The organism is Isoalcanivorax indicus, assembly GCF_003259185.1.
Taxonomy (GTDB): Bacteria; Pseudomonadota; Gammaproteobacteria; order Pseudomonadales; family Alcanivoracaceae; genus Isoalcanivorax; species Isoalcanivorax indicus.
Window position 1 is genome coordinate 1,743,111 of record NZ_QGMP01000001.1, and the last position, 12,568, is coordinate 1,755,678.

A 12,568-nucleotide genomic window follows, 5' to 3' on the forward strand; every position below is an offset into this window, starting at 1 on the left:
GATGAGCACTCGGAGCCGTGCCTATTCCTCCAGCTTCATGGCCATGGTGGCTCTGAGTGCCCAGCGCTCGCAACGTCCCCTGACCGAACTCGCCCGCGAGTTCGGTCTTCCACCCCAGCTTGTCGAGGCGTGGCGGCTGCGACTGGTGACCAACGCCTTTCTGGTGTTTGAAAAGACAGTCCGGCCTGGAGAGGCCGGGCCTGGAGAGGTCCGGCATGGAGAGGTCCGGCATGGAGAGCTCCGGCATGGAAAGCTCCCGCCTGAAAAAGCCGCGCCCGGCAAGGCCCGGCCTGCGGCTCACGCTTCTTACGGCCGTCTGCTGCGGGAACTGAAGATCTTCGATGATTTCCAGGCAGGTTGCTGAACCGCTTCACGCCCTCACGGCGTCAGCCTTGCGGGTCCACCTGCTGGCTGCGCCACTTGAGCCGGTACATGTCGTGGCGGCGGTCCTTGAGGTTGGTGACCGACCCTTCCGTATGCAGCAACTTGAGTTTTTCCAGATCGACGTCGGCAAACAACAGCATTTCGGTATTCGGCACCGCCTCGCTGATGATGCCGTCATGCGGAAAATAGAAATCGCTGGGCGTAAACACTGCTGATTGCGCGTACTGGATATCCACGTTGTCCACACGCGGCAGGTTACCGACGCTGCCGGAAATGGCGACGTAACATTCGTTCTCGATGGCCCGCGCCTGGGCACAGTGGCGCACGCGCAGATAACCGTTCTTGGTGTCGGTCCAGAAGGGCACGATCAGGATCTCCATGCCCTGCTCCGCCAGGATGCGGCCCAACTCGGGGAATTCCACGTCGTAGCAGATCAGGATGCCAACACGACCTGCGTCCGTCTCGAAGACCTGAATCTGGTCACCGCCTTCAATCCCCCAGTCACGGCGTTCGCTCGGGGTGATGTGAATCTTGCGCTGCTCTTCCACGGTACCGTCACGTCGACACAGGTAGGCCACGTTATAGACGTTGTCATTCTCCACCAGCGGCATGGAACCGGCGACGACATTGATGTTGTAGCTGACGGCCAGCTCTGAAATCGCATCACGGATATCATCGGTAAAACTGGCCAGAAAACGGATCGCTTCCAGGGACGGCATATCCAGCTCCAGGCCCATCAGCGGCGCACTGAAGAACTCCGGCAGCACGGCAAAATCAGCACGGTAATCCGACAACGCATCGACAAAGAATTCCACCTGATTGAGCAGGTCCTCCACCGAGCGGGCCGCACGCATGCGGCGCTGTACCACGCCCAGCCGCACCATGGTCTTGCTCTCATAGAAATTCTGGTCGGGGGGCACATAAAGAATATTGTCCCATTCCAGCAACGTGGCATAACCACGCGAGTCTTCGTCCTCCGGCAGATAACGCTTGAGCAGCCGTTTGACATCGAAACCGTTGGAGAGCTGGAACGACAGGATCGGATCATACAGCTTCTGCCGCTCGACCTGATCGATGTACTCCGTCACCGGCATTTCGTCCGCATGGTTGCTGTAACCCGGCAGCCTGCCTCCGGCCAGGATGGCGCGCAGGTTTTCCTCGCGACACAGCTCCTTGCGTGCTTCATACAAACGTCGACCAAGGCGATAGCCGCGATATCCCGGGTGCACAAAAACATCCAGGCCGTAGAGCGCATCGCCCTCGTCATCATGGGAATGCACCTGATTCTCGGTGATCAGGTCTTCGTAGCGGTGCGGGTTGGAAAAACGGTCGTACTTCACCTTGATGGTCAGCGCCGCCGCCACCAGTTCGTCATTGTCGACGATACAAAGCTGGCCCTCGGGAAAGATACGCATCAGCGTGCGCACGGTGTCTTCCGGCCAGGCACCGCCGATGTCGGCGTACACCAGGTTCATCAGACCGGCCAACTCGGCGTAATCGTCGTTGGTCAGTTCACGCAAGCGCAGTTTGGTGCTTTCCTCACCCATCAAGCTCTCCTCGAACGTCGTCTCGGTTCAATGTCGTGCGGCATAGGGAATCAGCCACTGCATGGACTGATTGCGCAGCGCACTGGGCCCGTCAGGATACAGGGCAACACCGTCCGGCCGGATGAACAGCACCGCCCCGCCATGCAGGCCGACAAACCCGGAGGCCTGCTCGCGCACGTAGCCGCTATCGTGCTGCCAGGTCGGGCGCAGGGTCTCGGGAATAGCCTCGTAGCCGAGCACCCCGTTGCCCAGGGGGTCCTCCACGGCGGCGCGATCACGGTATAGCCCGACCGCGGCCGCGCTGATCAGGAGTACCATGTCATGATGAAAGTAAAGCAGGCTGACCGGACCCCGGTCGCCCAGTGTGCAGGTTTCGCGATGGCGGATGATGGTATCGTTCATGGGCCAGAGTATACAGGAAACGGGAGACGCTCCATGCACCGTGTTGTGATCCTGACCGGCGCCGGCATTTCTGCCGAGTCCGGTATCCGCACCTTTCGCGGCGCCGATGGCCTGTGGGAGAACCACCGCCTGGAAGACGTGGCCACCCCCGAGGCCTTCCTGCGCGACCCCGCCCTGGTGCAGCGCTTCTACAACGAGCGCCGGCGCCTGCTGCACAGTGCAGAAATCCGCCCGAACGCGGCCCATGAGGCACTGGCCCGGCTGGAGCAGGCGCTGGGCGATGACCTGCTGCTGATCACCCAGAATATCGACAACCTGCATGAGCGCGCAGGCAGCCAGCGGCTGATCCCCATGCACGGCGAGTTGCTGCGCGGGCGTTGCCGCCTGTGCCACCAGGTCACGCGGGTCGAGGGCGATATCACCCCGGAGAGTGTGTGCGATCATTGCGGGAGTCGGGGCTGTCTGCGCCCGCATGTGGTCTGGTTCGGCGAGATGCCGCTGCAGATGGAACGCATCTACGAGGCGCTGGCGCGCTGCACGCTGTTCGTGAGCATCGGCACCTCCGGCAACGTCTACCCGGCGGCCGGATTCGTCGAGGTGGCCAACCAGGCGGGCGCCCACACGCTGGAGCTGAACCTGGAGGCCTCGCGCGTGCGCAGTGCCTTCCGCGAACACCGTGAAGGACTGGCCAGTGTCCTGGTGCCCGAATGGGTGGAGAGCCTGCTGGCACAGCGCCATCGTGTTTCTTCAGACGTGCGATTCCGCTAGACTGCTTGCCTTTGTTGCATTCCCGGACACGTCATGACTGAAAAGCAAGTAGATGATCTGAATATCGAGTCGCAGACCCTGCTGACCACCCCGCGCGAGCTGAAAGCCAAGCTGCCGCTGTCTGATGCTGCACGGGAAACGGTGGCTGCCGGGCGCGACACCGTGCGCAACATTCTGGATCGCAAGGACCCGCGTCTGTTCATCGTCATTGGTCCCTGCTCCATCCATGATCTGGACGCCGCCAACGAATACGCTGGCCGCCTGAAGAAGCTGGCCACCGAAGTGGAAGACACCCTGGTACTGATACAGCGGGTCTATTTCGAGAAGCCGCGTACCACGGTGGGCTGGAAGGGGCTGATCAACGACCCCTACATGAACGACACCTTCAAGATCGAGGATGGGCTGCATATCGCCCGCAAGTTGCTGCTGGACATGGCCGAGATGGGCCTGCCCACAGCCACCGAGGCACTCGACCCGATCACTCCGCAGTATCTTCAGGATCTGATTACCTGGTCGGCCATCGGCGCCCGCACCACCGAGTCACAGACACACCGGGAAATGTCCTCCGGCCTGTCCAGCCCGGTGGGCTTCAAGAACGGCACCGACGGCGGCCTGGATGTGGCCATCAACGCCATGCTCAGCGTGCGCCACCCGCACCGGTTCCTGGGCATCGACATGGACGGCAAGGTGGCCATCACCGTGACCCGTGGCAACCCCTACGCGCATGTCGTGCTGCGCGGCGGTGGCGGCAAGCCGAACTACGATTCCGTGTCGGTGGCACTGGCTGAACAGGCCCTGAGCAAGGCGGGGGTCTCCACCAACATCATGGTGGATTGCAGCCACGCCAACTCGAACAAGGACCCGGCCCTGCAATCCCTGGTGATGGACAACATCACCAACCAGATCATCGAGGGCAACACCTCGATCATCGGTCTGATGGTGGAGTCACACCTGAAAGCGGGCAATCAGAGCATTCCGGCAGACCTGTCGCAGCTGGAGTATGGCGTCTCGGTCACCGATGGCTGCATTGGCTGGGATACGACGGAAGAGGCTATTCGCAAGATGGCCGATAAGCTGCGCCAGGTTCTGCCCGCGCGCGGCTGAGGCGGGTACGGCAGGTCAGGCTCTCAGACTCACAGGCTCAAGTTGAAAGGCGCACCCTCAACGGTGCGCCTTTTCGCTGTCCAGCACCTTGAGGAAGGCCTGCGGCCGGGGCCGCAACCGGTAGTTGTCGCTCTGATCGACATACACCACATCGCCCTCCTTGCTGGTCACCACCAGCGTAGGCATCAGCGTATGCTGGCCGTGGCCGAGCAGCCGTAAACCTGCGGGCACACCGTAGCGCAGCTCGATGCCCAACGCCCTGGCCGCCTGACCATCGCGATCCTGCAACCACATCAGCGGCACATCGAAACGACGCGCCAGGGCCTGCGTTCTGGCCAGTGGTTGCGGGCTGACCAGCACGACACGCACACCGCGTGCGGTCAGGTCCTCATGCAACGCGACGATCTCCCGCACCTGGGCCACACACAGCGGACACCAGTTGCCGCGGAAGAAAATCCAGACTGTCGGCGTGCCGACCAGACTGTCGGAGGTGACGGGCGTACCGTCGAGCTGATACGCCGTGAACGACGGCAGCGGTACCAGGCGTTGCAGCAGGCGCCGGCGCGGCAAGCGGCTGTACCACAACAGATACAGCAGGAAGCCGCCCAGCCCCAGCGGCAAGGCAAAGAGCACCGGCCACCACAGGGGATCGCGGGATGTCAGGGTGCCGAACACGGCCAGGCAGGCGCCCAGCCAGGCGTAGGCCGTCACGCCGAACAGGTGCGCACTGGTGCGCGCCGGGCGCCGCACATACAACCAGAGGAAGAAGCCCGGCATGGCGGAACAGGCCATCAGGGCACCGAGCAGCTCGATACGCAGATGCTCCACCAGCTGCATGAGCAGGAACACGCAGGCCAGCGTGGCCAGCAACAGGTAGCTACTGAGAAACCAGGATTTCAGACGTTCCATCGCCCCTGCCGCCCTTCAGTGGTCAAGCCGCCCCACCGGGAAACGGACGCCGCGGCTGTGCACCACAAGCCATTCCGTGCCATCAATCCCGGCGCGCTGCCCCTGCTCCACCAGCGCGTAGAACACATTGCGGTGCACCAGCGCTTCCATGCCATCACGCACATACAGATAGGGTGACGGCTCGCCGGTCTCGCTGTCGATGTCCACGCGCAGGGGGTGTTCGGCGTCCGCCACCACCGTAGCGCCCACATTGGTGGTGAAGGCCAGCACCGGCTCGCCCTGCTCTTCCAGCACCTCCAGCGTCACCGCCACAAACGGCGCATCCTCGACCACGATACCCAGCTTTTCCACCGGCGTGACCAGATAATAGCGGTCGCCCTCACGGCGCAGGATGGTGGAAAACAGACGCACCATGGCGGGCCGGTTGATCGGCGTCCCCTGGTAATACCAGGTGCCGTCACGGGCAATGCGCATATCGATATCGGCAACATGCTCAGGGTGCCAGGCGTGCACCGGAGGCAGCCCGCTGGCATCCTTGTCGGCCTGCTCCAGCACCTGCATCAGCTTGTCCGGATCGCGTGTATCGGTCATCGGCCGCGCTGTCCCTTGTTCCCCATGCGGATCCCGATACTGATCAGGAAATCGATAAAGTCTTCCTTGTCGTCGATGAACTTGCGGTAGAACGGCGACTCCATCAGGCCCACAGCGCCATGGGCCAGGGCCCAGGCGGCGGCGATATGATAACTGGCCGGCACATCTTCCAGGGCACCCTCCCGGATGCGCGACTCGATCACCCCGGTCAGGTTATCCAGATTGGCGGCACGGATGGCATGCAACTTCTCCACCAGCTCGGGTACCGCCTGGTCCTTGATGACCTTGTGCTCCAGCCGGTCAAACAGCTGATAGCGGCGCGGATCACCGATACGAAAACGGAAATACTCCCGGGCCAGCTGCTCCTTGTCGGGAGACGGGGCGATCTGACGAAACAGTTCAGCCAGATCCTCTTCATAGCGGATCATCAGGAGCAGGTAGATTTCGTTCTTGGTTTCGAAGTGTTTGTAGATGGTGCCCTTGCCGATACCAACACGATCAGCAATCATCTCTACCGTAACGCGGTCTTCCCCCTGCTCCAGAAACAGCGCCAGCGCGGCATCCAGAATCTCCCTTTCACGCTGCCGGAACTCCTGCGCCTTGCGCGCCGCTTTCTCCAGATCGCCCATCTGTGCTTTTCTCCTCTGCGCATCATCGCGCTCAACCACTGCTTTGGCAGTCTAGCCCACGCCTGCCCCACGGGCCAAGCGGGCGCCTGGCGCGCTATGATGAAGCCCGATCAATGAATGCGCGGATGATACGCCAACCAACACGAATCGCAACGAGGCGCCCATGACCAACATCGCCGACGAGTTCCCGCAGGATCCGGACCTGCTCTACCTCAACCATGCCGCCGTTGCGCCCTGGCCGCGCCGGGCCCGTGATGCGGTGACGGCCTTTGCTGCCGAAAACCTTCATCAGGGTGCCCGTGACTATCCGCGCTGGCTGGCCACCGAGCAGCGGCTGCGCCAGCAATTGCAGGCCCTGATCAATGCCCCGGACAGCGCCGACATCGCTCTGCTCAAGAACACCTCGGAAGGCCTGTCCGTGCTGGCCTGTGGTCTGGACTGGCAGGACGGCGACGAAGTGATCATCAGCAATCAGGAATTCCCGTCGAACCGCATCCCCTGGCAGGCCCAGGCACGTCACGGTGTGACGACCCGGGAGGTCGACATCTCCATGGCCGATCCCGAACAGGCGCTGATTGATGCCATGACCCCGCGTACACGGGTACTGGCCATCAGTTCGGTGCAGTACGGCAGCGGACTGCGCCTGGATCTGGCTCGGCTGGGGAAGGCCTGCCGCCGGGCTGGCGTGCTGTTCTGTGTGGACGCGATCCAGAGCCTCGGCGCCCTGCCCTTCGACGTGCAGGAAATCCAGGCCGATGTGGTGGTGGCGGACGGACATAAATGGATGCTCGGGCCAGAGGGGCTGGCGCTGTTTTATTGCCAACCGGACCTGCGCGAACAGCTCACCCTGTTCCAGTTCGGCTGGCATATGGTGGCGGATGCGGGCAACTACGACCGGCACGACTGGGAGATCGCTGCCGATGCACGACGCTTCGAATGTGGCAGCCCCAATCTGCTCGCCGTGCATGCCCTGTCGGCCAGCCTGTCGCTGCTGCTGGAGGTGGGTATGGACAGCGTCGGTGATGCCGTTCTGGCCCGCAGTACCTGGCTCGACACTGCCCTGCGCGCCTGCGGTCGGGGACAGGTGCTGAGCCCGGCCGCGCCGGAGCGGCGGGCGGGCATCGTGACCTGGCGGCCCGAGGAACCGCTGGATGCCTGTTTCACGCGCCTGCGGGACGCCGGGGTGGTGTGCGCCCAGCGCGGCGGCGGCATCCGCCTGTCGCCGCACTTCTACACTGACCACACGGTCATGGAACGTGCCGTGGCATTGCTGCTAGGATAGCGGCCATGAAACCGGCACACCCCGCCCCGCCACTGCCCGTTGATCAAGGGCCGTCACTGCGTCACTGGTTGCAGCAGGAGCGTCCGCGCCCGGCGTTGCACCTGAGTGACACCGAGCGGCTGCGGCAGCTCCTGCAGCCTTGCGACGTGCTGCTGATCGACGGCTGCACCCGGCTGGACGCTCGCCTGCGGACCATCAGCGGCAGCCGCTGGACCCGTGTCGGCCTGTATATCGGGCGTCTGCATGATCTGCGTGATCCCGCCCTGCGCGCCACCGTCACCGAATACCTGCCCTGCGAGCCGGATACCCAGCTGGTACTGCTGTCGACGGCTGATCGCGGCCTGACCCTGATGCCGCTGGCCAGCCTGTCGGCAGAGCACCTGCGCCTGTGCCGCCCGCGGGGCCTGGAAGGCGATGATCCGCAAACGGTCATCCGCTATGGGCTGAGCCGTCTGGGCACCCACCGGGCCATGAACTGGAGCGATGCCCTGGCCCTGCTGTTGCCCTGGGGCCTGCTGCCACGCCACTGGCGCCCGGGGCTGTTTGCCCGCCTTGCCGGTCGCACCCTGCGCAGTCTGACCGGCAGCATCATTGGTGATGCCTTTTCCTTCATCCAGTTCCCGGTGCTGCCTCTGGTCAAACGCACAGAGAAAGACATGACGCGCCTGTATCGCCGTCATCCTCGCTTGTTCCATGCCGCCGATTTCGACCACTCACCTTACTTCGACATCATCAAATACCCGTTCGTCGACCATAATGACGACCGTCGTATTCGCCTGTTGCCGTGGAAAGGGCGCATTGGTGCCCTGCAAGAAGAGAACCGGCACACGCCGGGGGAGAACGCAGGCAGCGACGCTGCTGCGACAAAACCTTGATTCAGCGCCCGATACGACGGCGATATCCTGCAACCAGCAGCATCAGCCCGGCCATCAGCCCGGCCCCCCCACCGCTGCCACCGCCGCGCCCCCCCACGGGGGCTGCCAGCTCGCCAACCGTCATCTGACGGCTGGCGGCGGTGGCCGGGAAGTTGCCGTTGGCCGCACTGACCTCCATACGCACCACGCCGGAAGACTGAGTACCCAGCACTTCCAGTTGCAGCGACTTCTGTGCGCCGGGGGCCATTTGCCCCAGCGGGCATTCCACCGGGTGACGATCCAGACAGCCACTCTGGTCAGGATTGACCAGCCGCGCGCCAGCAGGAAGGAAAACCTGCAAGGTGGCGCCCTCGGCGGTCACATCCGGTGCTTCATTGACCACCTGGATGCGCAGGCGCGCGCCCTGCTCCCCGTCGCGCTGCACCGGCTCGCGGGTCAGTTGCAAGGTCAGGTCAGGCTGGTCGGAAAAGCGCAGTGCCACGCTGTCTGTGGCCCGCTTGCGGTAGTTGTGTTCGCTGGCAATCGGTGTCACCGCCACCGCCACATCGGCATCCTGATGGCCCGTATAACTGATCTCGAACCGGCGCGCGCTGAGCTGCTGGCCCACCGGCACGTTCCCTGCATTGCGGCACTCGGTATGGTTGGCTGACACCTGCACACAGTTCAGGCCATCAAGACTGCGCACCGCCAAGGGGCGATCGCTGTCCAGGCGCCAGCCCACGGCTGAGGCCTGAGTCGCTGCACTCTGATTGGCGATATCACTGCTGAGCACACGGCGGGTGCTGCGCCGCCCGACAGGCTGATCGGCCTGCGAGGCCGATGCCAGATCCACCAGACTTGCCCAGGCGGTGCGCTCCATCCAGCCGGTGTAATGGGATGCCGCAGTGTAGACCCCTGGTACCCCCACGGTGCCGCACTCGGACGCGCCATAGCTGGTGACCCCCATCAGCCAGTGACGGCCCTCGTGGTACATCACCAGCGGGCCACCGCTGTCCCCGTTGCAGGTATCCCGCGGTGTATCGTCGCTCCCGGCACAGATCTGATGCCCGTTGAGGTTGCGCCAGGTGCGTCCGCAGACACTGCCGGGCACATAGTCCAGATTGACCTCCTGCAGGCGCTGGGCGCCGCTGGACGGATCGTTGGCGCGGGTACGGCCCCAGCCCATGGCGGTGAACAGGTTACGGTGGCTGGTGCGGCCCAGATAGTGGTGCTGCGCCGGCCCGGCCATGTTCACCGGGGTCGTCGAAGAGGGCTGTGCCAGCCGCAGCAAGGCGACATCGTGATGCAGGGTGGCGCGGGTGTACTCCGGGTGCACGTAGACATGGCTGACCGGAAGGGTCTCACCACCACTACCGTCCCGATGAATACTGCCCAGCACGACCTGGAGGTTATGGGCATGCAATTGCTGCCCGGCATTGGTGGTCACGCAATGTGCGGCGGTCAGCACCCAGCGAGGTGCGATCAGCGTGCCACCACAGATCAGGGATTGTTGAGAGTTGTTGGCACCGGACACGAAGTTCACTGCGGCCATCCAGGGCCACTTGCCTGCTGCTGTCTCCGTGCCGCCAATGATTCGGGCCTGTGCTTCGTCCCCCGCCACCCCCTGGCTGGTCAGGCAGGCTGCCATGACCAGGCCAAAGCCCAGCTTACGAAGCATAATGATTTCTACCTACTGTTTTTATGTTTGTAGTAGGTAGACTGGATTAGCAAATGGCGCCCGTACAGTACCAAATGCTCAATTTGTGACCTGAATCATTACACAAACATGCACAACGTAACGAAGCATTACACTTTGGTCGAAGCCGAACGGCAGGAAGGAAGGCGGGAAATCAGACCAGGGAGCGCTCAGGCGTCGCGGTCGTCGCGGTCAGCGTCGGCCATACCCGACAGTTCATCATCGTCCTGAGGAGCGTCCAGGGCATCCGGCAGGGCTGGCAGGTCCTTGCGGGCCTTGGCCCCCAGATCGCGCAGTTGGTGGGCCTGGCGCAGCAGATTGCCCCGCCCTTCAGTAAGGCGTTTATAGCTGGTGTCCCAGGCACTCTGGGCCTGGCCAATGCGGTCCCCCACTTCGCGCAAGGCGCTTTCCAGCAAGGTGATCTGGTCGCAAATCCGGCCAGCTCGGTCGGCGATGCTGATGGCATGGCGGTTCTGGTACTCGGTGCGCCAGATGTTGTTGATGGTGCGCAAGGTGACCAGCAGCGTGGTCGGGCTGACCAGCACGATATTCCGTGAATAGGCTTCGTTATACAGCTCCGGCTGGCGCTCGATGGCGCTCAGGAAGGCCGCCTCCACCGGAATGAACAGCAGCACGAAGTCCAGGGTGCGGACCCCTTCCAGCCCCTCATACTCCTTCTTGTTCAGCCCCTTGATGTGGCTGCGCAGCGACAGGATATGCTGCTCCAGCGCCTGCTGGCGCTCGGTCTCGTCCTCGCTGCTGGCAAAACGCTCATAGGCCACCAGCGACACCTTGCTGTCGATGATCACATCCTTGTTGTCCGGCAAATGGATGATCACATCCGGCTGGCGCCGCTCACCCTGCTCGCCGGTCAGAGAGACCTGGGTATCGTACTCGCGCCCCCTGGTCAGGCCGGACTCTTCCAGAATGCGCTCCAGAATCATCTCGCCCCAGTTGCCCTGCACCTTGGTCTGGCCTTTCAGGGCATTGGTCAGGTTACGCGCATCCTGGTGCATCTGCTGGTTGAGATCATGCAGGCTGCGAATCTGCTCGCCCAGCGTGGCCTGCAGGCGGGTGTCTTCACTGTGGATGTGATCCACCCGGCGGCGGAAGTCGGACAACTGCTCACGAAACGGCTTGAGCAGGTCATCCAGACCGGTGCGGTTCTGTTCCTGAAGCTGTTTGCTGCGATGCTCGAAAATCTTCGCGGACAACTGCTCGAATTCCTGGCGCAACTGCTCGCGGCTGTTCTCCAGCCAGGCCAGCTTTTCCTGCTGGCCCTGCTGGCGCTCTTCAAGGCGTGCCTGTTCAGCGCGCAAGCGGGCGTTCTGTTCGCGGCTCTCCTGCAGCTCACGCGTCAGGGCGGCACTCTGCTGCTGCAACGCCTGAATCTGTTCGCGGGCGGCCTGCAGCGCAGCATCGCGGCTGGCCAGGTCGCTACGCAACGCGTTATCGGCGGTGCGCGCCTGCTCCCGTTCGGCTGCGACACGCCGCTGCATGAACAGCAGCCCCGTCAACAGCCCGGCGGCGCCAGCCAGCAAGGCGACCAGGATCGGCATCAGCAACGGGCTCATGCGGGCACCACCGGCTGCGCCTTGCTGAACAGACGGAAAAAGTTGTCCCGGGTCACCGTGGCCACCGTCCCCGGGGAGACACCTTTCAATGACGCCACCTGAGCGGCCACCTCGGCCACGAAGCGCGGTTCATTGGGCTTGCCCCGGTGCGGCACCGGCGCCAGCCAGGGCGAGTCCGTTTCGATCAGCAACGATGACAGCGGCAAGGCCCGCACCACATCGCGCAGGGCGTCGGCGCTGGCGAAGGTGGCTATACCGGAAATGGAAATCATGAAGCCCATGTCGATGGCCGCTTCGGCCATGGCCAGATCCTCGGTAAAGCAGTGCAGCACGCCACGCACCTCGCCGCCGCCGTGCTCACGCAGCAACGCCAGGGTGTCGGCACGGGCATCACGGGTATGAATGACCAGTGGCAGGCCGGTATCACGGGCGGCCTGGATATGGGTGATGAAACGCTCATGCTGCCAGCTCGGATCGTCACCGGCATAGAAATAGTCGAGGCCGGTTTCACCAATGGCCACCACCTTGGGATGGCGCGCCTGTTGAACCAGTTCTTCGCGGGTAGCGGGGCGTGACTTGCGATACAGCGGATGCACGCCAACGGTGGCATAGACCTGTGGCCAGTCCTCGGCCATGGCCAGCACATTCGGGAAGGTCTCCATGTCCACGCCGATGCACAGCATATGCCCGACCCCGGCGGCTTCGGCAGCGCGCATCACGGCGCCGAAGTCACCCTCATGCGCCTTCAGATCCAGGCGATCAAGATGGCAATGGGAATCCACCAGGGGCAACGCGGGTGCCCCGGCAGCGGCAATGTCTGTCATGACG

13 protein-coding genes are annotated in these 12,568 nt (G+C 63.4%); 5 read left to right on the forward strand and 8 right to left on the reverse strand.

The features are described from left to right. Position 1 precedes the first annotated feature (1 nt). On the forward strand, positions 2–364 hold the full coding sequence (locus tag DKW65_RS07915) for a hypothetical protein (RefSeq protein ID WP_111656737.1): 363 nt from the start codon (positions 2–4) through the stop codon (positions 362–364). A 22-nt stretch (positions 365–386) separates the two neighbouring features. On the opposite strand, the gene DKW65_RS07920 is transcribed toward DKW65_RS07915, so the two are convergent. Beyond that, positions 387–1,931: a bifunctional GNAT family N-acetyltransferase/carbon-nitrogen hydrolase family protein gene (locus tag DKW65_RS07920; RefSeq protein ID WP_111656738.1), complete on the reverse strand. Its 1,545-nt coding sequence runs from the start codon at positions 1,929–1,931 to the stop codon at positions 387–389. Positions 1,932–1,958: 27 nt separating this feature from the next. Continuing rightward, positions 1,959–2,333, reverse strand: a complete 375-nt coding sequence (locus tag DKW65_RS07925; protein WP_111656739.1) for a hypothetical protein — start codon at positions 2,331–2,333, stop codon at positions 1,959–1,961. Positions 2,334–2,366: 33 nt separating this feature from the next. Here DKW65_RS07925 and cobB point away from each other — a divergent pair, with 33 nt between their 5' ends. Further along, positions 2,367–3,101 (forward strand): Sir2 family NAD+-dependent deacetylase, encoded by a 735-nt coding sequence (cobB, locus tag DKW65_RS07930; RefSeq protein WP_245932431.1) that lies wholly within the window; start codon positions 2,367–2,369, stop codon positions 3,099–3,101. 33 nt (positions 3,102–3,134) lie between these two features. Further along, positions 3,135–4,205, forward strand: a complete 1,071-nt coding sequence (locus DKW65_RS07935; protein ID WP_111656741.1) for a 3-deoxy-7-phosphoheptulonate synthase — start codon at positions 3,135–3,137, stop codon at positions 4,203–4,205. 57 nt (positions 4,206–4,262) lie between these two features. Here DKW65_RS07935 and DKW65_RS07940 read toward each other — a convergent pair whose 3' ends face one another. Genes DKW65_RS07940 through DKW65_RS07950 form a run of 3 tightly spaced genes read right to left on the reverse strand, consistent with a single transcriptional unit; the run spans position 4,263 to position 6,334 of the window. Continuing rightward, positions 4,263–5,114, reverse strand: a complete 852-nt coding sequence (locus DKW65_RS07940) for a peroxiredoxin family protein (RefSeq protein WP_111656742.1) — start codon at positions 5,112–5,114, stop codon at positions 4,263–4,265. Positions 5,115–5,129: 15 nt separating this feature from the next. Next, entirely contained in the window at positions 5,130–5,705 is a 576-nt protein-coding gene (locus tag DKW65_RS07945) for a DUF1285 domain-containing protein (protein ID WP_111656743.1), read from the reverse strand. Then, positions 5,702–6,334, reverse strand: a complete 633-nt coding sequence (locus DKW65_RS07950) for a TetR/AcrR family transcriptional regulator (protein WP_111656744.1) — start codon at positions 6,332–6,334, stop codon at positions 5,702–5,704. Before DKW65_RS07950 ends, DKW65_RS07945 begins: the two co-directional genes overlap by 4 nt. Positions 6,335–6,497: 163 nt before the next feature. Between DKW65_RS07950 and DKW65_RS07955 the strand changes: the two genes are divergently transcribed. Both DKW65_RS07955 and DKW65_RS07960 read left to right on the forward strand, forming a co-directional pair. Beyond that, positions 6,498–7,616 (forward strand): aminotransferase class V-fold PLP-dependent enzyme, encoded by a 1,119-nt coding sequence (locus DKW65_RS07955; RefSeq protein ID WP_111656745.1) that lies wholly within the window; start codon positions 6,498–6,500, stop codon positions 7,614–7,616. Between the two features lie 5 nt (positions 7,617–7,621). After that, positions 7,622–8,491: a hypothetical protein gene (locus DKW65_RS07960; protein ID WP_111656746.1), complete on the forward strand. Its 870-nt coding sequence runs from the start codon at positions 7,622–7,624 to the stop codon at positions 8,489–8,491. Position 8,492: 1 nt separating this feature from the next. Here DKW65_RS07960 and DKW65_RS07965 read toward each other — a convergent pair whose 3' ends face one another. The 3 genes from DKW65_RS07965 to DKW65_RS07975 form a co-directional block, all read right to left on the reverse strand. Continuing rightward, positions 8,493–10,148: a S1 family peptidase gene (locus DKW65_RS07965; protein ID WP_111656747.1), complete on the reverse strand. Its 1,656-nt coding sequence runs from the start codon at positions 10,146–10,148 to the stop codon at positions 8,493–8,495. Positions 10,149–10,336: 188 nt separating this feature from the next. Then, positions 10,337–11,740: a DNA recombination protein RmuC gene (locus DKW65_RS07970; protein ID WP_245932432.1), complete on the reverse strand. Its 1,404-nt coding sequence runs from the start codon at positions 11,738–11,740 to the stop codon at positions 10,337–10,339. Then, positions 11,737–12,564, reverse strand: coding sequence for a TatD family hydrolase (locus tag DKW65_RS07975; protein WP_111656748.1), 828 nt, complete (start codon positions 12,562–12,564; stop codon positions 11,737–11,739). Before DKW65_RS07975 ends, DKW65_RS07970 begins: the two co-directional genes overlap by 4 nt. Between the last annotated feature and the right edge of the window lie 4 nt (positions 12,565–12,568).

Coding starts and splice junctions, on each gene's coding strand:
- DKW65_RS07955 (WP_111656745.1), top strand. CDS start 6,498: ATGACCAACATCGCCGACGAGTTCCCGCAGGATCCGGACCTGCTCTAC.
- DKW65_RS07970 (WP_245932432.1), bottom strand. CDS start 11,740: ATGAGCCCGTTGCTGATGCCGATCCTGGTCGCCTTGCTGGCTGGCGCC.
- DKW65_RS07935 (WP_111656741.1), top strand. CDS start 3,135: ATGACTGAAAAGCAAGTAGATGATCTGAATATCGAGTCGCAGACCCTG.
- DKW65_RS07940 (WP_111656742.1), bottom strand. CDS start 5,114: ATGGAACGTCTGAAATCCTGGTTTCTCAGTAGCTACCTGTTGCTGGCC.
- cobB (WP_245932431.1), top strand. CDS start 2,367: ATGCACCGTGTTGTGATCCTGACCGGCGCCGGCATTTCTGCCGAGTCC.
- DKW65_RS07915 (WP_111656737.1), top strand. CDS start 2: ATGAGCACTCGGAGCCGTGCCTATTCCTCCAGCTTCATGGCCATGGTG.
- DKW65_RS07925 (WP_111656739.1), bottom strand. CDS start 2,333: ATGAACGATACCATCATCCGCCATCGCGAAACCTGCACACTGGGCGAC.
- DKW65_RS07965 (WP_111656747.1), bottom strand. CDS start 10,148: ATGCTTCGTAAGCTGGGCTTTGGCCTGGTCATGGCAGCCTGCCTGACC.
- DKW65_RS07945 (WP_111656743.1), bottom strand. CDS start 5,705: ATGACCGATACACGCGATCCGGACAAGCTGATGCAGGTGCTGGAGCAG.
- DKW65_RS07960 (WP_111656746.1), top strand. CDS start 7,622: ATGAAACCGGCACACCCCGCCCCGCCACTGCCCGTTGATCAAGGGCCG.
- DKW65_RS07950 (WP_111656744.1), bottom strand. CDS start 6,334: ATGGGCGATCTGGAGAAAGCGGCGCGCAAGGCGCAGGAGTTCCGGCAG.
- DKW65_RS07975 (WP_111656748.1), bottom strand. CDS start 12,564: ATGACAGACATTGCCGCTGCCGGGGCACCCGCGTTGCCCCTGGTGGAT.
- DKW65_RS07920 (WP_111656738.1), bottom strand. CDS start 1,931: ATGGGTGAGGAAAGCACCAAACTGCGCTTGCGTGAACTGACCAACGAC.